Annotated in this window: 20 protein-coding genes; 6 read left to right on the forward strand and 14 right to left on the reverse strand. The window is 71.9% G+C overall.

The window, feature by feature from the left end:
* Positions 1-9: 9 nt before the first annotated feature.
* The gene (locus ABH923_RS03910) at positions 10-1,686 is read right to left on the reverse strand and encodes a ribonuclease J (RefSeq protein WP_370054066.1); all 1,677 of its coding nucleotides are present in this window, start codon (positions 1,684-1,686) and stop codon (positions 10-12) included.
* A 73-nt stretch (positions 1,687-1,759) separates the two neighbouring features.
* Positions 1,760-2,737, reverse strand: coding sequence for a 4-hydroxy-tetrahydrodipicolinate synthase (dapA, locus tag ABH923_RS03915; protein WP_370054067.1), 978 nt, complete (start codon positions 2,735-2,737; stop codon positions 1,760-1,762).
* 202 nt (positions 2,738-2,939) lie between these two features.
* Between dapA and ABH923_RS03920 the strand changes: the two genes are divergently transcribed.
* From ABH923_RS03920 to ABH923_RS03935, 4 genes are all read left to right on the forward strand, one after another.
* Entirely contained in the window at positions 2,940-3,362 is a 423-nt protein-coding gene (locus ABH923_RS03920) for a thioredoxin family protein (RefSeq protein ID WP_370054068.1), read from the forward strand.
* Positions 3,363-3,364: 2 nt separating this feature from the next.
* Positions 3,365-3,853: a DUF4395 family protein gene (locus tag ABH923_RS03925; protein WP_370054069.1), complete on the forward strand. Its 489-nt coding sequence runs from the start codon at positions 3,365-3,367 to the stop codon at positions 3,851-3,853.
* Positions 3,854-3,956: 103 nt separating this feature from the next.
* Positions 3,957-4,382, forward strand: a complete 426-nt coding sequence (locus ABH923_RS03930) for an OsmC family peroxiredoxin (RefSeq protein ID WP_370054070.1) — start codon at positions 3,957-3,959, stop codon at positions 4,380-4,382.
* Positions 4,383-4,386: 4 nt separating this feature from the next.
* Positions 4,387-5,295 carry a TIGR01777 family oxidoreductase gene (locus tag ABH923_RS03935; protein ID WP_370054071.1) on the forward strand — a complete coding sequence of 303 codons (909 nt, stop codon included), beginning with the start codon at positions 4,387-4,389 and terminating at the stop codon, positions 5,293-5,295.
* Here ABH923_RS03935 and ABH923_RS03940 read toward each other — a convergent pair.
* On the reverse strand, positions 5,292-5,747 hold the full coding sequence (locus ABH923_RS03940; protein WP_370054072.1) for a hypothetical protein: 456 nt from the start codon (positions 5,745-5,747) through the stop codon (positions 5,292-5,294). The genes ABH923_RS03935 and ABH923_RS03940 overlap by 4 nt on opposite strands.
* An 8-nt stretch (positions 5,748-5,755) precedes the next feature.
* Positions 5,756-6,535 (reverse strand): 4-hydroxy-tetrahydrodipicolinate reductase, encoded by a 780-nt coding sequence (gene dapB / locus ABH923_RS03945; RefSeq protein WP_370054073.1) that lies wholly within the window; start codon positions 6,533-6,535, stop codon positions 5,756-5,758.
* A 96-nt stretch (positions 6,536-6,631) separates the two neighbouring features.
* Here dapB and ABH923_RS03950 point away from each other — a divergent pair, with 96 nt between their 5' ends.
* A complete protein-coding gene (locus ABH923_RS03950; protein WP_370054074.1) occupies positions 6,632-7,141 on the forward strand; it encodes a GNAT family N-acetyltransferase in 510 nt (169 codons plus the stop codon).
* Between the two features lie 4 nt (positions 7,142-7,145).
* Here ABH923_RS03950 and ABH923_RS03955 read toward each other — a convergent pair whose 3' ends face one another.
* Complete coding sequence (locus tag ABH923_RS03955) at positions 7,146-7,748, reverse strand: histidine phosphatase family protein (protein ID WP_370054075.1); 603 nt, start codon at positions 7,746-7,748, stop codon at positions 7,146-7,148.
* Between the two features lie 39 nt (positions 7,749-7,787).
* Entirely contained in the window at positions 7,788-9,137 is a 1,350-nt protein-coding gene (locus tag ABH923_RS03960) for a M16 family metallopeptidase (protein WP_370054076.1), read from the reverse strand.
* 184 nt (positions 9,138-9,321) lie between these two features.
* Between ABH923_RS03960 and ABH923_RS03965 the strand changes: the two genes are divergently transcribed.
* Positions 9,322-9,906, forward strand: a complete 585-nt coding sequence (locus ABH923_RS03965; protein WP_370054077.1) for a TetR/AcrR family transcriptional regulator — start codon at positions 9,322-9,324, stop codon at positions 9,904-9,906.
* A 197-nt stretch (positions 9,907-10,103) separates the two neighbouring features.
* Here the strand turns inward: ABH923_RS03965 and ABH923_RS03970 are convergent, their stop codons facing one another.
* The 8 genes from ABH923_RS03970 to ABH923_RS04005 form a co-directional block, all read right to left on the reverse strand.
* Positions 10,104-11,264: an aldo/keto reductase gene (locus tag ABH923_RS03970; protein WP_370054078.1), complete on the reverse strand. Its 1,161-nt coding sequence runs from the start codon at positions 11,262-11,264 to the stop codon at positions 10,104-10,106.
* Positions 11,265-11,434: 170 nt separating this feature from the next.
* Complete coding sequence (locus tag ABH923_RS03975; RefSeq protein WP_370054079.1) at positions 11,435-12,253, reverse strand: CoA ester lyase; 819 nt, start codon at positions 12,251-12,253, stop codon at positions 11,435-11,437.
* On the reverse strand, positions 12,250-12,738 hold the full coding sequence (locus ABH923_RS03980; protein ID WP_370054080.1) for a MaoC family dehydratase: 489 nt from the start codon (positions 12,736-12,738) through the stop codon (positions 12,250-12,252). The genes ABH923_RS03975 and ABH923_RS03980 overlap by 4 nt, the downstream gene beginning before the upstream one ends.
* On the reverse strand, positions 12,735-13,382 hold the full coding sequence (locus tag ABH923_RS03985) for a CoA transferase subunit B (RefSeq protein WP_370054081.1): 648 nt from the start codon (positions 13,380-13,382) through the stop codon (positions 12,735-12,737). Before ABH923_RS03985 ends, ABH923_RS03980 begins: the two co-directional genes overlap by 4 nt.
* Positions 13,379-14,149 carry a CoA transferase subunit A gene (locus tag ABH923_RS03990; protein WP_370054082.1) on the reverse strand — a complete coding sequence of 257 codons (771 nt, stop codon included), beginning with the start codon at positions 14,147-14,149 and terminating at the stop codon, positions 13,379-13,381. The genes ABH923_RS03985 and ABH923_RS03990 overlap by 4 nt, the downstream gene beginning before the upstream one ends.
* 96 nt (positions 14,150-14,245) lie before the next feature.
* A complete protein-coding gene (locus ABH923_RS03995) occupies positions 14,246-15,439 on the reverse strand; it encodes an acyl-CoA dehydrogenase family protein (RefSeq protein ID WP_370057292.1) in 1,194 nt (397 codons plus the stop codon).
* 2 nt (positions 15,440-15,441) lie between these two features.
* Positions 15,442-17,604, reverse strand: a complete 2,163-nt coding sequence (locus ABH923_RS04000) for a biotin carboxylase N-terminal domain-containing protein (protein ID WP_370054083.1) — start codon at positions 17,602-17,604, stop codon at positions 15,442-15,444.
* 5 nt (positions 17,605-17,609) lie between these two features.
* Positions 17,610-19,211: a carboxyl transferase domain-containing protein gene (locus ABH923_RS04005; protein ID WP_370057293.1), complete on the reverse strand. Its 1,602-nt coding sequence runs from the start codon at positions 19,209-19,211 to the stop codon at positions 17,610-17,612.
* Positions 19,212-19,216: the final 5 nt, after the last annotated feature.

Consider the following 19,216-nt stretch of genomic DNA (forward strand, 5'->3'; position numbering starts at 1 on the left):
CCCTCCGGATCACGCCTCGATGACGAGCGGGACGATCATCGGCCGGCGGCGGTAGCTGGTGTTCACCCAGCGGCCGACCGTGCGGCGGACCACCTGGGAGAGCGCGTGCGAGTCGCGGACGCCGCTGTGGGCCGCGTCGGCGAGCGCCGCCGCGATCTTCGGCTTGACGGCGTCGAACACCGCGTCGTCCTCCGCGAAGCCGCGGGCGTGGATCTCCGGACCCGTGACGATGCGGCCGCTGGCGGCCTCCACCACCACGATGATCGAGATGAAGCCCTCCTCGCCGAGGATCCTGCGGTCCTTGAGGTCGGCGTCGGTGATCTCGCCGACGCTGGAGCCGTCCACGTAGACGAAGCCGAGGTCGAGCTGGCCGACCACGCGGGCGACGCCGTCGCGCAGGTCGATGACCGTGCCGTCCTCGGCGATGATCGTGTTCTCCTCCGGCACGCCGGTGTCCATCGCGAGGCGCGCGTTGGCGACCAGGTGGCGGTACTCGCCGTGCACCGGCATGACGTTGCGGGGCTTCAGGATGTTGTAGCAGTAGAGCAGCTCGCCCGCGGCCGCGTGGCCGGAGACGTGCACCTTGGCGTTGCCCTTGTGGACGACGTTGGCGCCGAGCTTGGTCAGGCCATCGATGACCCGGTAGACCGCGTTCTCGTTGCCCGGGATGAGGCTGGAGGCCAGGATGACCGTGTCGCCGTGGCCGACCTCGATCTGGTGGTCCATGTTCGCCATGCGCGCGAGCACCGCCATCGGCTCGCCCTGGGAGCCTGTCGACATGTAGACGATCTCGTCGTCCGGGAGGTCGGCCGCCTTCTTGTAGTCGATGAGCACGCCCTCGGGCACCTTGAGATAGCCGAGCTCGGAGGCGATGGTCATGTTGCGCACCATCGAGCGGCCGAGCAGCGCGACGCGGCGGCCGTTGGCGGCGGCGGCGTCGAGCACCTGCTGCACGCGGTGCACGTGGCTGGAGAAGCTGGCGACGATCACCCGGCGCGGGGCGCGCGCGATCACGTTGTCGAGCACAGGGCCGATGGAGCGCTCGAGCGGCGTGAAGCCGGGAACGTCGGCGTTGGTGGAGTCGGCCATGAACAGGTCGACGCCCTTCTCGCCCAGGCGGGCGAAGGCGCGCAGGTCGGTGATCCTGTCGTCCAGCGGGAGCTGGTCCATCTTGAAGTCGCCGGTGTGCAGCACCGTGCCGGCCGGCGTGGTGATCGCGACGGCGAGCGCGTCGGGGATGGAGTGGTTGACCGCGACGAACTCCAGGTCGAACGGGCCGAGCTGCTCGGTGCGGCCCTCCTTGACGGTGAGCGTGTACGGCTGGATGCGGTGCTCCTTGAGCTTCGCCTCCACGAGCGCGAGGGTGAGGCCGGAGCCGATCAGCGGGATGTCGGCGCGCAGCTTGAGGAGATACGGCACCGCGCCGATGTGGTCCTCGTGGCCGTGCGTCAGCACAACGCCGAGGATGTCGTCGAGACGGTCGCGAACCGGCTGGAAGTCGGGCAGGATCAGGTCGACGCCCGGCTGGTCCTGTTCGGGGAAGAGGACGCCGCAGTCGACGATGAGGAGCTTGCCTTCGTATTCGAAGACGGTCATGTTGCGGCCGATCTCGCCGAGACCGCCGGTGGGGATGATTCGGAGCGTTCCCGGTTCGAGTGCCGGGGGCGCGGAGACGAGGTTGGGCATCTGCCCTCCAATGTTCAGGTGTGTACGTGCGTCCGGGCGTCGTGCCCGGGGTGGATCCGGCCGCAGAGCGGCCCTAGCGTGTGGCGCCGGCGATCTTGGGCAGCGCGCCGCCGGCGGCGGCGTTGCGATCGGGGCGGAAGTTGCGGAAATCGGCGCCCGGGATGTCGCGGACGAGGTCGAGCTCGTCCTCGATCTGGGCGGCCTCCCACTCCTCCGGGCCGACCAGCGGGAGTCGGACGCGCGGGCTGGAGATGCGCCCCAGGCCGTGCAGGATGTACTTGGCCGCGACGGTGCCGGGAACGTGTGTCATGACGGCGCGGACCAGCGGCTCCAGCTTCTGGTGGGCGGCCGTCGCGGTGGCCAGGTCGCCGGCGTTGACCGCGTCCACGATCTGGCGGTACGGGGTCGCGGTGATGTTGGCGGTGACGCCGATGAGGCCCGTGGCGCCGATCGCCAGGTGCGGGAGGACGTTGGCGTCGTCGCCGGAGAAGTACATGAGGTCGGTCTGGTTGAGCACCCGGCTGACCTCGCTGAAGTCGCCCTTGGCATCCTTGATGGCGAGCACGTTGGGGTGCTTGGCGATGCGCAGGATGGTCTCGTACTTGATCGGGACGCCGGTGCGGCCCGGGATGTCGTAGAGGATCACCGGCAGGTCGGTGGAGTCCGCGATCATGCGGAAGTGCGTGAGGATTCCGGCCTGCGTCGGCTTGTTGTAGTACGGCGTGACGATCATGACGCCGTCGGCGCCGGCCTTCTCGCTCTGCTTGTAGAGCTGGATGGCGTGCGCGGTCTCGTTGGAGCCGCCGCCGGTGATGATCTTGGCCCGGCCTCCCGCGACGTCCTTGCCCACCTCGACCAGGCGCAGCTTCTCGGCGTCGGTGAGGGTGGAGGTCTCCCCCGTGGTGCCGGTGACGACGATGCCGTCCGCGCCGGCGACGATCACGTCGTCCATGTGCTTCTCCACGCCGGCCCAGTCGACCTCGCCGTCGGCGGTGAAGGGCGTGACCAGGGCGACGAGCACCTGGCCGAAGGGATTAGCGGGAGCAGCCATGAAGTAAAGGCTATCGGGTCGGGCCAGGCGACCGCTTCCCCGCCGTCCGATCTGTGGAGAGGTCGCGCCGGGGCCGGGGCTGTGGAGGACGAGGCCGTGGAGGACGCGGCCGTGGAGGACGAGGCTGTGGAGGACAGCCGCCGTCATGTTCGTTCACACTGCCTTCAGCCGACCCCGCGGCGCGCGTATCGTCACGCTCACCATGTCCGCATCCTCCGCCCTCCTCGTCCTGCTCGGACTGGTCGCCGTCGCGACGGCGGCCGGCCTCCTCTGGCGCGCCCGCACCGGCCGGGTCCGCTCGGCACGGGCCGACCGCGTGACCGCCGCCGAAGTGGGCGCGGCCGGGCTCGGCTCGCGCGCGACGCTCGTCCAGTTCTCCACCGCCTTCTGCGCCCAGTGCCCGTCGACTGCGCGTGTGCTGCACGGCGTCGCGGGCGAGCACGACGGCGTCGAGCACCTGGACGTCGACCTGACCGTCCGTCCGGAGCTCGCCCGCCGGTTCGGCGTGCTGCAGACACCGACCACCCTGCTGCTCGACGCCCGCGGCACCGTCCGTGGCCGCATCGCCGGGGCCGCACGGCCCGGCGATGTGCGCAGCGCCCTCGACCGCATCCTGACGGAGTGACCATGACCGACGCCCCGAAGACCGCCCGCACCACCCAGCAGGGCATCGACCCGCGCTCGCCGCGGTTCGGCGCCGCGATCACGGCCGTCCTGCTGCTGATCGACCTCTTCCTCGCCCTCACCGGCGCGACCGTCGCCGCCGCTGTGCTGCTGCTCCTGATCGCCGCCCTGTTCGCCTGGGGAGCCTTCGCCGGCGTGCGCCGCCATCCGTACGGCCTGCTGTACCGCGTGGCGGTGCGCCCCCGGCTCGCGCCGCCGACCGAGCTGGAGGACCCGGCTCCGCCGACGTTCGCGCAGGGTGTCGGGCTCGTCGTCACCGGCCTCGGCCTCCTGCTGTTCGTGCTGGGCGTGCCCGCCGCGCTGCCGATCGCCGCCGCGCTCGCGTTCGTCGCGGCCTTCCTGAACGCTGTGTTCGCGTACTGCCTGGGCTGCCAGATCTACCTGCTGCTCGTGCGGGCCGGCGTCATCCGGAGGCCCGCGAGCGCGGCCTGAGGGCCGAAACCGGGAATCCCCCGGACGGGGGTCGACGCGTCGGACGCCGCCAGTAGTCTGGTCGGACCCGCGGCATTCCGCCGAGGGAACAACAGGAGGTCTCATGGCAGTCACCAGCGAATCCACCACGGTCTGGACCGGCGATCTGAAGTCCGGCTCGGGGACGGTCTCGCTCGACTCGTCGGGAGCGGCGACGCTCTCGGTGAACTGGAAGGCGCGCTCGGAGGGCGGCGCGGAGACCTCCACGCCGGAGGAGCTGCTGGGCGCCGCCCACTCCGCCTGCTTCTCGATGGCGTTCTCGAACGTCCTCGCAGCCTTCGGCACCGCGCCGGAGAGCATCCGCACCACCGCCGCGGTGACCTTCGACCCCGCCGAGGGCATCACCGGCAGCCACCTCCTGGTCGAGGCGACCGTGCCGGGGCTCGGCGAGGAGGACTTCCAGCGCCTCGCCGACGAGGCGAAGCGCACCTGCCCGGTCTCGCGGGCGCTGGTCGGCATCCCGATCACGATCGAAGCCACGCTGGCCTGAGACGATGGCGTCTGAGCCGATGCGGGTGCTCGTGGCCGGCGCGTCCGGCATGATCGGCACCGAGCTCGTCCGCGCGCTGCGGGCGGAGGGCCACGTCGCCCTCCGCCTGGTGCGGCGGGAGCTGGCCGCCGCGGACGAGCGCGCCTGGGCCCCCTCGGCGCGGAGCATCGACCTGCGGCTGCTGGACGACGCGGACGCCGTGGTGAACCTCTCCGGGGCCTCCCTCAACCGGCTGCCGTGGACGGCCGCGCACAAGCGCCGCATCCTCGACTCGCGGCTGGCCGCGACGGGAACCCTCGCGGACGGGATGCGCCAGGCCGCGAACCCGCCGGGCGTCTTCGTCAGCGGCGCGGCGGTCGGGTACTACGGCGACCGGCCGGGACAGACCCTGACCGAGGACTCCGCCAAGGGAACCGGTTTCCTGTCGGACGTGGTGGAGGCCTGGGAGACCGCGGCGCACCTCGCGCCCACCGGCACCCGCGTCGTCACCCTCCGCACCGGCGTCGTCGTCGGGCCCGGCGGCGCGATGGCGCCGCTGCTGCCGCTCGCGAAGCTCGGGCTCCTCGGTCCGATCGCGGGCGGCCGGCAGCACTGGCCGTGGGTGAGCCTGCACGACGAGGCGGCCGCGATCGTCCACCTCCTGACCTCCGGCCTGAGCGGACCGGTCGATCTCGTCGGGCCGCAGCCCGCCACCGCCGGCGAGGTGCTGCGCGCGCTGGCCAAGGCGGTGCACCGCCCGTACGGCCTCCCGCTACCGCGGCCGGTCGTGACCCTCGCGCTCGGCGAGGCCGGGCGCGAGCTGCTGCTCGCGGATCAGCGGGTGCTGCCGCAGCGCCTGCTCGACGACGGCTTCGTGTTCCGCGACGCGACGGTGCAGGAGGCGATGGCCCGGCTGGTGGAGCGGGCGGCCTAGCGGGCCGTGCGCGCCTGCGACCGGTACAGCCCGATCGCCTGCCGCAGCGCCGCGCGCGCCCGGCGCCGGTCGCCGCTCGCGTCGTAGGCCAGCCCGAGCCGGAACCACGCGCGCCAGCTCTCGGGCGCGGCCTCCACTTCGGCCTTGAACTGCGGGAACTCCTCGTCGGCGGCGTCGCGCAGCGGGCGACCGGAGGCGCGGTGCGGGAGGTCGTCGACCGGCAGCGTCCCCTCGGCCGCCATCAGCTTGACGAGCTTCTCGGTGCGGAGGCCGAACAGCAGCTCGCGGACGAGCGCCCAGGCCGCGACGAGCCCGATCACGATCAGCGCGACGCTCATCGCGATGCCGACGGCCGACCCCGAGGCGAAGAGCAGCACGGCCCGCTGGAAGACCAGCACGAGGTACACGACGAGCAGCAGCGCCATGAACAGCGCCGAGAGACGGTTGCGCATCGGGCGGCCTACACCTCGCGGACGGTCGGGCGCGGCGGCTCCCCGTCCGGCTCGGAGATGCCGAGGTCGACCAGCTTGTCCAGGCCGACGAGCACGCCGGTGGTCGTCGCGGCGGCGCGGAGCGCGAGCAGGATGCCGGTCTCGTAGGCCTCCTGCCCGTTCGCGTCGTGGCGGATGGTGAGGGTCTCCCCCACCCCGCCGAAGATCACCTGCTGCTGGGCGGAGACGCCGCGCATCCGGAGGCTGTGGATCGGCACGCTGCCGACCTGCTGGCCGCGCGCCCGCTGGTCGGTGTGCGGCGCGTCCACCGGGCCGCGCTGCAGCCGGGCGGCCGCGATCAGCTCGGCGGTCCGCACCGCGGTGCCGGAGGGCGAGTCGACCTTGCCCGGGCCGTGCGTCTCGACGATCTCGATCGAGTCGAAGAACCGGGCGGCGACGGTCGCGAAGGCGGTGCCGAGCGCGGAGCCCAGGGAGAAGTTCGGGATGACGACGGCGCCCGCGCCCTCGTGCTCGGCGACACGGCGCTCCAGGTCCAGGATGCGGTCGGCCGACCAGCCGGAGGTCCCGACCAGCACGTTGAGGCCGTGGTCGACGGCGAAGGCGACGATCCCCGGGCTGACCTGCGGGAGCGTCATGTCCACCAGCACGTCGGCGCCGAGCATCGCGTCGAGCGGGGTGCGGGAGTCGAGGGCGGCCACCAGCTCCAGGTCGTCGGCCGCCTCGATGAGACGGACCGCCACGGATCCGAGCTTGCCGGTCGCCCCGGCAACGGCCACGCGAATAGTCACCCGTCCACCCTACCCGCGCACATTCTGCACGAATGCCGCATAACGCGCCGCCGAACGCGACATTCGGCACGAATGCCCGCCGGTTACGCTGGGACGATGGTGTCCTTTGCCGATGTCGCCGTCACCGACGCGACCGCCCACCGGATGCTCGCCGACTACTTCGCCGAGCGCGCCGAGACGTTCCCCGCCTCCCAGGGCGCGTACCGCACGACCTTCCCCGACCCCGGCCAGTTCGTCCCGCCGACCGGCGTCTTCCTGCTGGCGTACGACGACGGGGAGGCCGGCTGCGGCGGCGTCCGCGAGTTGAGCGTCCCGCTGTCGGAGACCGACGACGGAGAGCAGATCGTCCGCTACGAGATCAAGCATCTCTGGGTGGCGCCCGCGCACCGCGGTCAGGGCCTGGGCCGCGCCATCCTCGCCGAGCTCGAGCACCGGGCGCGCGGCTTCGGCGCGACCGAGGTCGTCCTCGACACCAACGCGAGCCTGGAGGCCGCCGCCGGCCTCTACCGCTCGCACGGCTACGAGAGCATCCAGCCGTACAACGACAACCCGAACGCGACGGACTGGTTCCGCAAGCGGCTCGGCCCGAACGTCACGCCGGAGTGAGTCGCTAGACCGGCTGCAGCTCCGGCAGGCCGGTGCGCAGCTCGACCGGCAGGTGGCCGAGGTCGTTGTGCACCACCAGCACGGGCGGCTTCGCCGAACGCACCCGGATGATGGTGAGCCCGCAGTTGGCCTGGTTGAGGCCGAGCCAGCGCCAGGCCGGCGCGTCGAACACGTGCCGGACGAACCAGCCGATCACGAAGTTGTGCGTCACCAGCAGGTCGTGCCTGTCGCCCATCGCCGGCGTCAGGAACTCGTTGACCGCGTCATCCATCTGGGCCCGGCCCGCGTCGATCTCGGCTTCCGTGACGGAGCCGAAGAACGACTCGAACGCCTTGGGCATGTCGGGCGTCGGCCCGGACGGGATGCAGTCGAACAGCAGGCTGGACGGCTCCGGCTCCACCGCCGGCATCCGTTCGGCGATGATCGAGGCCGTCTGCTCCGCGCGCACGAGCGGCGAGTGGTACATGCCGGTCAGCGGCAGCCCGCTCAACCGGTCGGCGATGAGCTGCGCCTGGCGCTTGCCGCGCGGCGAGAGCGGGCCGTCGGGGAGGCCGTGCTGGGCGTCCTGCTGCTCGCCGTGACGCACCAGGTAGAGGTAATGGGGCACCGGTAGACCTTTCGAGGTAACGGGAATGGAGGCAGGCGGTCAGGCCACGAGGCCCGCGAAGACGTCATCGTCGACGCCACCCACCGCGGAGATCGAGACCGGGCGGTCTGCCAGGTCACGTGCGAGTTCTTGGACGTCACCGGCGGTGACGAGGTGCAGCCGCCGGAGGCTCTCGTCGAGGTCGGCGAACTCCCCCAGGCTGATCTCGGCGCGGCCGAGCCGCGACATCCGGGTGTCGGAGTCCTCCAGCGCGAGCGCCGCCCCGCCGGAGAGCTGGCCGACGGCGCGGCGGAGCTCGTCCGCCGTCACCCCGCCGTCGGCGAGGCGGTGCAGCTCCGAGAGCATCAGCTCGGCGACCTGCCTGGCCTTCGCCGGGGCGCAGCCGGAGAACAGCCCGAAGACGCCGGCGTCGGAGTAGGAGCCGGAGAACGAGTAGACGGCGTAGGCCAGCCCGCGCTTCTCGCGGACCTCCTGGAACAGCCGGCTCGACATCCCGCCGCCGAGGATGGAGTTGAGCACGCTCATCGTGGTGCGGCGCTCGTCGGTCGCGACGATGCCGGGCATGCCGATGATGAGGTTCGCCTGCTCGATCGGCCGGGAGACGGTCACCACCGAGGCGCCGCGCTCGACGGTCGCGGCCGCGGTCGGGCGACGGTCGACCGGCACGGCCTCCTCGTCGCGGTCCCAGCCCGCGGCGTCGAGCGCGCGCCGCACGCCCGCCACGAGCACGTCGTGGTCGACCGCGCCCGCGGCCGTCACGACCAGGTCGCGCGGCCGGTAGTTGGCCCGGTAGTGGCTCCAGACGGCGTCACGGGTCGCGGCGCGGATGGTGTCGGGACGGCCGCCGATCGGCCGCCCGAGCGGATGGCCGCCGAGCACCGCGGTGAAGAGCCGCTCGTTGGCGACATCGGCCGGGTCGTCCTCCGCCATCGACAGCTCTTCGAGGATGACGCCGCGCTCGTTCTCGAACTCCGTCGAGTCGAGGACCGACGAGGTGAGCATGTCCCCGATGACCTCCACCGCCATCGGGAGGTCGCGGTCCTGCACCTTGGCGTAGTAGCAGGTGTACTCCTTGGCCGTCATGGCGTTGTGCTCGCCGCCGACCGAGTCGAAGGACACCGCGATGTCGAGGGCCGTGCGCGTGCGCGTGCCCTTGAAGAGGAGGTGCTCGAGGAAGTGCGTGGAGCCGAGGCTGCCCGCCACATCGGCGGTCTCGTCGCGCGAGCCGACGGCCACCCAGTAGCCGAGGGTCGCGCTGCGCGCACCGGGAACCTGCTCGCTGAGGATGCGGACGCCGTTCGGCAGAATCGTGCGGCGGACGAGGGCCTCACCGGAGGCGGCGAATGCGAGGTCGGCCAGACCGAGCGGGAGGTCGACTGCGCTGTTCATCCCCTCCACCCTACGCCAGCGGTCGTTCGAACGCGGAGACTGGGAAATTGAGGACAAACAGACTGGTCTGTCTACCACTATACTGAAGTGACCACCCCGACCGGTCGTCCCCCCTCGGACCGGTCGGGGGGTTCTCATGGACGAGTGGAGGCCGCCGGCCTCCCGGAGAAGAGGAGACGACCCGATGGTCATCAGTGCCCGCGCCACCATCCGGCCGCCCGCACCGTCGAAGATCAAGATCCTCGCGACCGCCGACGAACTCTTCTACGAGGAGGGCATCCACACGGTCGGCGTCGACCGCATCATTGCGGGCGCGCGGGTGACGAAGGCGACCTTCTACAAGCACTTCCGCTCCAAGGACCTCCTGATCATCGCCTACGTCGAGGGCCGGGACCGCCAGGTGCGCGACTGGTTCGCCGAGAAGGAGGCAGAGCTGTCCGACCCGACGGCGATCGCCCGCGCCCTCGTGGACTCCATCAACTCCGAGGCGGTGCGTCCCGGCTTCCGCGGCGACCCGTTCATCAACGCCGCCGCGCAGTTCGCCGACGAGACCCACCCCGTGCGGGTCGCCGTGACCGTGCACCGGGACTGGTACGCGAAGCGCATCGAGGAGCTGTTCCGTCAGATCGGTCACCCGCGGCCGGGCGACGCGGCGGACGACCTCATCCTCGCGCGCGACGGCGCCCTGGCCGGCGGCTACGTGGGCGACCCGATCGCGGCGGGCGCGGCTCTGCACCGCGCGCTGGACCACATCCTCTCCGAGTCGTAGGTCGCGGCTAACGGAGGACATCGGGCGCGCAGCACCTCCCGATCACTGCTACCGGAGGAGATCCGGCCTGGATTGGGGAGGAAGTCCTCCGTTGCTGACGCGCGAACGGAGGAGTTCGGGCCCGGATCGGGACGGGAGTCCTCCGTTAGCTGCGCAAGGGGCAGAGCTCCGGCCGGAAGTCCTCCGTTAGCGACGCGCTACTCGGAGACGCGGTCGAGGTCGAGCATCTGGGCCCGGGTGAGGCGGATGCCGGCTGCGGCCATCAGGCCGTCGACCTGCTCGGGGCGGCTGGCGCTCGCCACCGGGGCCACGATGGTGCGCTTGGCCAGCAGCCACGCGATCGCGACGCTCGCCGCCGACACGCCATGCTCGGCGGCGATGCGGTCGATGACCGCCAGCACGCGCATGCCCTTGCGGTTGACGTACGCCGAGGCGCGCACGCTGCGGGCGTCGGCGCTGAGGTCGGACTTCGAGCGGTACTTGCCGGTGAGGAAGCCGTTGGCCAGCGCGTAGTACGGCATCACGGCGAGGCCCTGGGCGGCCGCGACGATGCGCAGCGCGCTCTCGAACTCCGCACGGTGCATGAGGTTGTACTGGGTCTGGATGGCGACGAACTTCGGCAGGCCGGCCGACGCCAGCACGCGCGCCTCGATGAGGCGGTCCGCGCTGAAGTTGGACGCGCCGAGGTAGCGGACCTTGCCGGTCTCGATGAGCCACTCCGCGGTCGCCAGGCTGTCCTCCAGCGGCACCTCGGGATCGTCGTCGTGGAAGTACAGCAGGTCGATGTGGTCGGTCTGCAGGCGCTCGAGGGAGGCCTCCACAGCGCGCACGATGCTCACCGAGCCGAGGCCCTGGTTCTCGTGGTGGCGGCCGACCTTGGTCGCGACCACCAGGTTGTCGCGGTTGCGGCGCTCCTGCATCCACTTGCCGATGAGGACCTCGCTGCGGCCGCCGACGTAGCTGTCGGCGGTGTCGATGAAGTCGCCGCCGCGCGAGGCGAAGCGGTCGAGGATCGCCAGGGAGGTGTCGCCGTCGGCCGTCCAGCCGAAGACGCTGGCCCCGAGCGACAGCGGGTACACCGCGAGGTCGCTCTCGCCGATGCGGCGCGGGGCGATGATCGAGAGCGGGCCGGTGCGCTCCAGGCCGCTGTCGATGTCGAGGGGGCCGCCGGTGTCGGTGGACGGCTCGGAGAAGGTGATGGCCGGTGACGCGGGAGCAGGAGCGGCGGGCCGCTGCGAGGTCGTCGCGGGCCGCGCAGGCGCCGGAACCGATGTGCCGTCAGCGCCCGACGCGACCGCGGCGGCGGGAGTGCGGAGGCCGACGCTCTCGAGCAGGCGCAGGGGAAGAAGCTGTGGCATCTCGTCCCCCTTCCAGTCGTTCGAGCGGGTGTTCACGCTGCCGACCGATTCGTGGCTCGAATCGATTCGAGGGTGCTCTTCTCTGGAACGTTAAGGGCAGAGTACGGCATGCCGCCGACACGGCACGACCAAACCGGTGAACGGCGTAAAAATCGTTCATCACGGTTTCATCACAACGTGCTGGTCGCCCTCCGGAGCACCGATCGCGCGTGCGAAAGCACCGGTCCGTCGACCATCCGGCCGTTGTGGCGGAACACTCCCCCGCCTGCCGCGCGTGCCGCCTCCAGCAGCTCGACGGCCTCCGCCACCTGGGCATCGTCCGGCCGGTACGCGGCTCGCACGGTCTCCACCTGCGAGGGGTGGATGCACGCGGTCGCGGCGAACCCGACGGCGACCGCGTCCTCGGCCTCCGCGGCGAGCCCGTCGAGGTCGGCGATGTCGAGGTGCACCGTGTCGACGGCCGGTTTTCCGGCGGCTCCGGCGGCGAGCAGGACCGCGGACCGCGCGTGCACGGCGACGTCGCGGTACCTGCCGTCGGCGTGCCGGCTGGAGGTCCCGCCGAGGGAGGCGACCAGATCCTCCGCGCCCCACATCAGCGCGACGACCTCCTCCGCCGCCGCGAGCTCGGCCGCCGCGAGGACGCCGGCCGCGGTCTCGCACAGGGCGATCACGCGCAGCCCGGCGAGAGCACGCAGGTCGGCGGCACGCTCCGCCTTGGGCAGCATCACCGCGGTGTACGGGGTGAACGAGAGCGCGGCGAGGTCGGCTGCCTGGTCCTCACTGCCGGCCTGATTGACCCGCACGATCACCCGCGCAGGGTCGAGGTCGGAGGCGGCGAGCGCCTCCCTGGCAGCCGGCCGGCGTGCAGGGTCGACGGCGTCCTCCAGGTCGAGGATGACCGCGTCCGACCGCTCCAGCGCCTTGGCGTACCGGTCGGGCCGGTCGGCCGGGCAGAACAGCAGCGCGGAGCCCCACGGGAACGTCGTCATACGTCGCTCGTCCCGAGGTGCGCGTCGCGGCACCACACCATCACCTGCCGGATCGCGGAGGCGACCACCACGCCGTCCTGGTTGCGGCCGGTGTGCTCCAGCGTCACGATCCCCTGGCCCGGGCGGGAGGCCGACAGCCGCTTGGCCGTCACCGTCGTCTCCGAGTAGAGCGTGTCGCCGTGGTACAGCGGATGCGGGAAGGAGACCTCCGAGAAGCCGAGGTTCGCGACGATCGTGCCCTGCGTGAGCTGGGCGACGGATGCGCCGACGATCGTCGCGAGCGTCCACATCGAGTTCATCAGCCGCGTGCCGAACGGCTGCCGCGCCGACCACGCCGCGTCCAGGTGCAGCGCCTGGGTGTTCATGGTCAGCGTGGTGAAGAGGACGTTGTCGGCCTCGGTCACCGTGCGCCCGGGGCGGTGCAGGTAGCGGGTCTCCAGCTCGAACTCCTCGTAGTAGAGGCCGCGCTGCTCGATTTCTTTCATGATGCCGCCTCCAGCTCCACCGCGAGCGGCGCGCCCGTCGCGGCCACGACCTCCTCGACCGTCACGCCCGGAGCGGTCTCGCGCAGCACGAGCCCGTCCGGCGTCACGTCGATCACGGCGAGGTCGGTGATGATGCGGTCCACGCAGCCGGTGCCGGTGAGCGGGAGGCTGCACTCGGCGAGGATCTTGGGCCGGCCCTCCTTGTCGACGTGCTCCATCATCACGATCAGCCGCTTGGCGCCGAAGACGAGGTCCATCGCGCCGCCCATGCCCTTGACCATCTTGCCGGGGATCATCCAGTTGGCCAGGTCGCCCGTCGCCGAGACCTCCATCGCGCCGAGCACGGCGACGTCGACGTGGCCGCCGCGCACCATCCCGAACGACAGCGACGAGTCGAAGTAGGCCGCACCGCGCTTGACGGTGACGGTCTCCTTGCCCGCGTTGATCAGGTCGGGATCCACGTCGGCGTCGGCCGGGTACGGGCCGACCCCGAGCACGCCGTTCTCGGAGTGCAGGATGACCTCCACGCCCTCCGGGATGTAGTTCGGGATGAGCGTCGGCATGCCGATGCCGAGGTTGACGTACTGGCCGTTCTCCAGCTCCAGCGCCACGCGGGCGGCGAGCTCGGTGCGGGTGAGGCTCATCGGACGCTTCCTTCCTGGGCCGCGGCGACCGTGCGCCGCTCGATCCGCTTCTCCACGTCGGGCGCGTGCACGACGCGCTGGACGAAGATCCCGGGCAGGTGCACCTCCCCCGGTGCGAGCTCGCCGGGCTCGACCAGCTCCTCCACCTCGGCGATGGTGATGCCGCCGGCCATCGCGGCGAGCGGGTTGAAGTTCATCGCGGCGGCATGGAACACCAGGTTGCCGTGCCGGTCGCCCTTCGCGGCGTGCACGAGCGCGAAGTCGGGACGCAGCGAGCGCTCCAGCACGTAGGAGGCGCCGTCGAACTCGCGCACCTCCTTCGGCTCGCTCGCGACCGCGACCGACCCGTCCGCGTTGTAGCGCCGAGGGAGGCCGCCGAGCGCGATCTGCGTGCCGACACCGGCGGGTGTGTAGAACGCCGGGATGCCCGCGCCGCCCGCCCGCAGCTTCTCGGCGAGCGTGCCCTGCGGGGTCAGCTCCACCTCCAGCTCGCCGGAGAGGAACTGCCGCGCGAACTCCTTGTTCTCGCCGACGTACGAGCTGATCATCTTGCGGATGCGGCGCTGGGCGAGCAGGAGCCCGAGCCCCCAGTCGTCCACGCCGCAGTTGTTGCTGACCACCTCCAGGTCGCTCGTCCCGGCCTCCAGCAGCGCCTGGATGAGCGCACTCGGGATGCCGCACAGCCCGAAGCCGCCGACCGCCAGCGAGCTGCCGCTCGGGATGTCCGCGACGGCCTCCGCCGCGCTCCCCACCGTCTTATCGATCACGCTCTCACTCCCTTGTCTCTCGCCGTCGAGAAGGCACAAAATACGCCGTATCCCGCCGAGAAGGCAGATTATTCGCCTTCTCGGCGGGTGGATAGGTCACGCCTCGAAGCCGAGGGCGCGGGAGATGATCATGAGCTGGACCTCGCTGGTGCCCTCGCCGATCTCCAGGATCTTCGAGTCGCGGTAGTGGCGCGCGACCGGGTTCTCGTTCATGAAGCCGTAGCCGCCGAAGATCTGGGTCGCGTCGCGCGCGTTGTCCATCGCGGCCTCGCTGCCGACGAGCTTGGCGATGGAGGCCTCCATCTTGAAGGGGACGCCCGCCATCAGCTTGAACGCGGCGTCGTAGTACGCGAGGCGAGCCGCGTGCACCCGGGCCTGCATCCGCGCGATCTTGAAGGCGATGTACTGGTTCGAGCCGATCGACCGGCCGAAGACGTTGCGCGACTTCGCGTAGCGCAGCGCCTCCTCCAGGCATCCCTGCGCGGCGCCCGTGCAGAGGGCGGCGAAGGCGACCCGGCCCTCGTCGAGGGTCTGGAGGAAGTTGGCGTAGCCGCGGCCGCGCTCGCCGAGGAGGTTGGCCTCCGGGACGTGCACGTCGGTGAGCGTCAGCGGGTGGGTGTCGGAGGTGTGCCAGCCGACCTTGTCGTAGACCGGCTCGGCGACGAAGCCGGGCGTGCCGGTCGGGACGATGATCGCCGACAGCTCCTTCTTGATCGAGCCGTCAGCGCGCCGCTCCTCGCCGGTCACGGCCGTGATCGTGACCAGCTTGGTGATCTCCGAGCCGGAGTTGGTGATGAACTGCTTGGTGCCGTTCAGAATCCACTCGCCGTCGCGCAGGATCGCCGTGGTCTTGGTGCCACCGGCGTCCGAGCCGGCGTCGGCCTCGGTCAGGCCGAACCCGGCGAGCGCCTCGCCGCGGGCCAGCATCGGCAGCCACTCCTGCTTCTGCTCCTCGGTGCCGCCGCGGAAGATCGGCATCGCGCCGAGGCCGACGCCGGCCTCCAGTGTCACGCCGATGGACTGGTCCACCCGGCCGAGCTGCTCGACCGCGAGGCAGAGCGAGAGGTAGTCCTTGCCCTGGCCGCCGTACTCGACCGGGAACGGGAGGCCGAACAGGCCCATCCGGCCCATCTCGGCGATGATGTCGTACGGGAGGCTGCGCTTGGTGTCGTACTCGTACGCGGCGGGAGCGACGACGGTGTCGGCGAAGTCGCGCACCTCGTCGCGGAGCCGGCGCTGCTCGTCGGTGAGCTCGAAGCCGGCGACGGCGAGGTCGGGGCTGGACATCATGGTCATCGGAGATTCCTGTCTGTTGTGGTGACGGTCCCTGCCGCGGCGTGCTCGCCGAGGGGTGCGGGGGCCGATTCTGTCGGCTCTGGGATGTCCGCCGGGGTCGGCGGGACGTTCGGTGTGCTGGATGCGTCGTCCACTTCTGGCGCGTCGACGACGGCCACGAGTTGGTCGAGTTTCACGAGGTCGCCCGGCGCGACCTTGACGGTCACGGTGCCCGCGATGGGGGCGAGGAGGCGGTGCTCCATCTTCATGGCCTCCACGACCGCAACCGTGTCGCCGGCCGCGACCTCCGCACCGGACGCGATCGGCACGGCCACGACGGTGCCCGGCATGGGCGAGCGGACCTCGGGGTGCGCGGCCGCCTCGCCCCGCTCCCGGGCGGCGAGCGCCGCGGCCAGCCGCTCGGCGGGCGTGCGCAGCCGCAGGGCACGCGAGCGGCCCCCGTGTGCGAGCCAGACGGTGCCGCCGTCGCGGGCCGCGTCGAAGCGGGTGACCACTCCGTCGAGGTCGAGCACGACGGAGTCCGGCTCGCCGTCCGCACCGGGCTGCACGGCGATCCGGGCGGTGTGCTCGTACACCTCGTCGTCGGGCCCGGCGACGGTCACGCGGTCGCCGTCCACCTGCACTGTCGTCGCGTCCACGTCGTACCGGACCGGCCGCGCCGAGCCGAGCCGCCAGCCACTGGGCGCGCCCCACAGCGCGCCGACGCCGCCCGGGGTCGCGGTCTCCCGCTGCAGGTGCGCCAGCAGCGCCGCCGCAGCGAGCTCGGCGGCGGAGGCCGGAACCGGCTCCAGCGCGGAGAAGCGCCGGTCGATCAGCGTGGTGTCCATGCTGCCCGCGCGGACGTCCTCGTCGGCCAGGAGGTCGCGCACCCAGGCGATGTTGGTCACCAGGCCCAGCACGGCGGTGCCGGCGAGGGCGCGGTCGAGCCGGGCCAACGCGCCCGCACGGTCGGGCGCCCAGGCGATGACCTTCGCGAGCATCGGGTCGTAGTCGGTGACGACGCGCATCCCCGCCTCGAGGCCGCTGTCCACGCGAATGCCCTCGCCGGCCGGCTCGCGCAGCGCGAGCACCGCGCCGTCGCCGGGCAGGAAGTCGCGCTCCGGGTTCTCCGCATACACCCGCGCCTCGACGGCGTGGCCGGAGAGCCGGATGTCGTCCTGCACGAAGCCCAGCGGCTCCCCCGCCGCGACCCGCAGCTGCCACTCCACCAGGTCGACGCCCGTCACCAGCTCGGTGACGGGGTGCTCGACCTGCAGGCGGGTGTTCATCTCCATGAAGAAGAACTCGTCCGGTCGCTCGGCGGAGACCAGGAACTCGACCGTTCCGGCTCCGACGTAGCCGACGCTCGCCGCCACCCGGCAGGCGGCCTCGCCGATCCGGGAGCGCGTCGCCGCGTCGAGCAGCGGCGACGGCGCCTCTTCGACCACCTTCTGGTGGCGGCGCTGCAGGGAGCATTCGCGCTCGCCGAGGTGGACCACCGCGCCGTGACGGTCGGCGATGATCTGCACCTCGATGTGCCGGGGCGACTCCACCAGCCGCTCCAGGAAGAGCGTGTCGTCGCCGAAGGCCGCGGCCGCGACGCGACGGGCCGCGCGCAGCGCCTCCGGGAGGTCGGCGGCGACGTGCACCGCCTGCATCCCCTTGCCGCCGCCGCCCGCGGAGGGCTTGACCAGCACGGGGTAGCCGATGCGCTCGGCCGCCGCGACGAGCTCGTCGTCGCCGAGGCCGGGTTCCGCGATGCCGGGGATGGTCGGCACGCCGGAGCGGCCGACCTCCTGCTTGGCCGAGATCTTGTCGCCCATGACCTCCAGCGCATGCACGCCGGGGCCCACGAACACGATGCCGGCGGCCTCGCAGGCGTCGGCGAGCGCGGCGTTCTCGGAGAGGAAGCCGTAGCCGGGGTGCACCGCCGCGGCGCCCGTGCGGCGCGCGGCGTCGACGATCGCCTCGACGGAGAGGTAGCTCTCCCGCGCCGGAGCGGGCCCGATGCGGACCGCCGTGTCCGCGAGCCGCACGTGCGGGGCGTCTCGGTCGGCGTCGCTGAAGACGGCCACCGAGCGGATGCCGAGCCGGCGCAGCGTGCGGATGACGCGGCACGCGATCTCGCCGCGGTTCGCCACGAGCACGGACTCGAACGGAATGGAGGAGTAGTCGGTCATCGTCGTCACATCCGGAAGAGGCCGAAGGCCGTGTCGGGCAGCGGGGCGCGGGAGCAGACGTCGAGCGCCAGCCCCAGCACGGTGCGGGTGTCCGCGGGGTCGATCACGCCGTCGTCCCACAGCCGGGCGGTCGAGTAGTAGGGGTTGCCCTGGTCCTCGTACTGCGCGGTGATCGGCGCCCGGAAGGCCGCCTCGTCCTCGGCGCTCCACTCCTCGCCGCGGGCGTCGAGCTGGTCGCGCTTGACGGTGGCGAGCACGCTGGCCGCCTGCTGGCCGCCCATCACGGAGATTCGCGAGGCCGGCCACATCCAGAGGAACCGCGGCGAGTAGGCCCGCCCGCACATCGAGTAGTTGCCCGCGCCGAAGGAGCCGCCGATCACGACGGTGAGCTTGGGCACCCGGGTGGTGGCGACCGCGGTCACCATCTTGGCGCCGTTCTTGGCGATGCCGCCCGCCTCGTAGTCGCGGCCGACCATGAAGCCGGAGATGTTCTGCAGGAACACCAGCGGGATCCCGCGCTGGTCGCACAACTCGATGAAGTGCGCGCCCTTGAGCGCGGACTCGCTGAACAGCACGCCGTTGTTGGCGACGATCCCGACCGGGTGGCCGTGGATGTGGGCGAAGCCGGTCACCAGCGTGGTGCCGTAGTCCGGCTTGAACTCGCTGAACTCCCCCGCGTCCACCAGCCGGGCGATGACCTCGTGCACGTCGTAGGGCGCCTGCACGTCGACGGGGACGACGCTGTAGAGCTCCTCCTGGTCGGCGATGGCGGCGCGCGTGGCCAGCACCTCCCATGCCGGCGCGGCGGGCTGCGGGAGGGTGGCGACGATCTCGCGGACGATCCCGAGCGCGTGCTCGTCGTCCTCCGCCAGGTGGTCGACCACGCCGGAGGTGCGGGCGTGGAGGTCGCCGCCGCCGAGCTCCTCCGCCGTCACGATCTCGCCGATGGCGGCCTTCACCAGCGGAGGGCCGCCGAGGAAGATGGTGCCCTGGTTGCGGACGATGACCGTCTCGTCGCTCATGGCCGGGACGTATGCGCCGCCGGCGGTGCAGGAGCCGAGCACCGCGGCGATCTGCGGGATCTTCGCCGCCGAGAGCCGGGACTGGTTGTAGAAGATGCGGCCGAAGTGGTCGCGATCGGGGAAGACCTCGTCCTGCATCGGCAGGAAGGCGCCGCCCGAGTCGACCAGGTAGACGCAGGGGAGGCGGTTCTCAAACGCGATCTCCTGCGCGCGCAGGTGCTTCTTGACGGTCATCGGGTAGTAGGTGCCGCCCTTCACCGTCGCGTCGTTGCAGACGATCATGACGTGGCGGCCCTCGACGAGGCCGATGCCGGCGATGACGCCCGCCGCCGGGCTCTCGTCGCCGTACATCCCGGTCGCGGCCAGCGGGGCGATCTCGAGGAAGGGGCTGCCCTCGTCGAGCAGCGCGTCGATGCGGTCGCGCGGCAGAAGTTTGCCCCGGGCGACGTGGCGCTCGCGAGCGCGCTCGGGGCCGCCTGCCGCGGCGACGGCGAGGCGCTCGCGGAGGTCGGCCACCAGCGCGCGCTGGGCGGCATCGTTCCCCGCCAGCGCGCTCGCGCCCGCGGTGGTGCTCTGGTCGGGCATCGTGC

The organism is Leifsonia sp. EB41 (assembly GCF_041262565.1).
Classification (GTDB): Bacteria; Actinomycetota; Actinomycetes; order Actinomycetales; family Microbacteriaceae; genus Leifsonia.

What these genes read in the sequence shown, in the direction of transcription:
- ABH923_RS03910 (WP_370054066.1), bottom strand. Translation starts at nt 1,686, where the DNA reads ATGCCCAACCTCGTCTCCGCGCCCCCGGCACTCGAACCGGGAACGCTC.
- dapA (WP_370054067.1), bottom strand. Translation starts at nt 2,737, where the DNA reads ATGGCTGCTCCCGCTAATCCCTTCGGCCAGGTGCTCGTCGCCCTGGTC.
- ABH923_RS03920 (WP_370054068.1), top strand. Translation starts at nt 2,940, where the DNA reads ATGTCCGCATCCTCCGCCCTCCTCGTCCTGCTCGGACTGGTCGCCGTC.
- ABH923_RS03925 (WP_370054069.1), top strand. Translation starts at nt 3,365, where the DNA reads ATGACCGACGCCCCGAAGACCGCCCGCACCACCCAGCAGGGCATCGAC.
- ABH923_RS03930 (WP_370054070.1), top strand. Translation starts at nt 3,957, where the DNA reads ATGGCAGTCACCAGCGAATCCACCACGGTCTGGACCGGCGATCTGAAG.
- ABH923_RS03935 (WP_370054071.1), top strand. Translation starts at nt 4,387, where the DNA reads ATGGCGTCTGAGCCGATGCGGGTGCTCGTGGCCGGCGCGTCCGGCATG.
- ABH923_RS03940 (WP_370054072.1), bottom strand. Translation starts at nt 5,747, where the DNA reads ATGCGCAACCGTCTCTCGGCGCTGTTCATGGCGCTGCTGCTCGTCGTG.
- ABH923_RS03950 (WP_370054074.1), top strand. Translation starts at nt 6,632, where the DNA reads ATGGTGTCCTTTGCCGATGTCGCCGTCACCGACGCGACCGCCCACCGG.
- ABH923_RS03960 (WP_370054076.1), bottom strand. Translation starts at nt 9,137, where the DNA reads ATGAACAGCGCAGTCGACCTCCCGCTCGGTCTGGCCGACCTCGCATTC.
- ABH923_RS03965 (WP_370054077.1), top strand. Translation starts at nt 9,322, where the DNA reads ATGGTCATCAGTGCCCGCGCCACCATCCGGCCGCCCGCACCGTCGAAG.
- ABH923_RS03970 (WP_370054078.1), bottom strand. Translation starts at nt 11,264, where the DNA reads ATGCCACAGCTTCTTCCCCTGCGCCTGCTCGAGAGCGTCGGCCTCCGC.
- ABH923_RS03975 (WP_370054079.1), bottom strand. Translation starts at nt 12,253, where the DNA reads ATGACGACGTTCCCGTGGGGCTCCGCGCTGCTGTTCTGCCCGGCCGAC.
- ABH923_RS03980 (WP_370054080.1), bottom strand. Translation starts at nt 12,738, where the DNA reads ATGAAAGAAATCGAGCAGCGCGGCCTCTACTACGAGGAGTTCGAGCTG.
- ABH923_RS03985 (WP_370054081.1), bottom strand. Translation starts at nt 13,382, where the DNA reads ATGAGCCTCACCCGCACCGAGCTCGCCGCCCGCGTGGCGCTGGAGCTG.
- ABH923_RS03995 (WP_370057292.1), bottom strand. Translation starts at nt 15,439, where the DNA reads ATGATGTCCAGCCCCGACCTCGCCGTCGCCGGCTTCGAGCTCACCGAC.
- ABH923_RS04000 (WP_370054083.1), bottom strand. Translation starts at nt 17,604, where the DNA reads ATGACCGACTACTCCTCCATTCCGTTCGAGTCCGTGCTCGTGGCGAAC.
- ABH923_RS04005 (WP_370057293.1), bottom strand. Translation starts at nt 19,211, where the DNA reads ATGCCCGACCAGAGCACCACCGCGGGCGCGAGCGCGCTGGCGGGGAAC.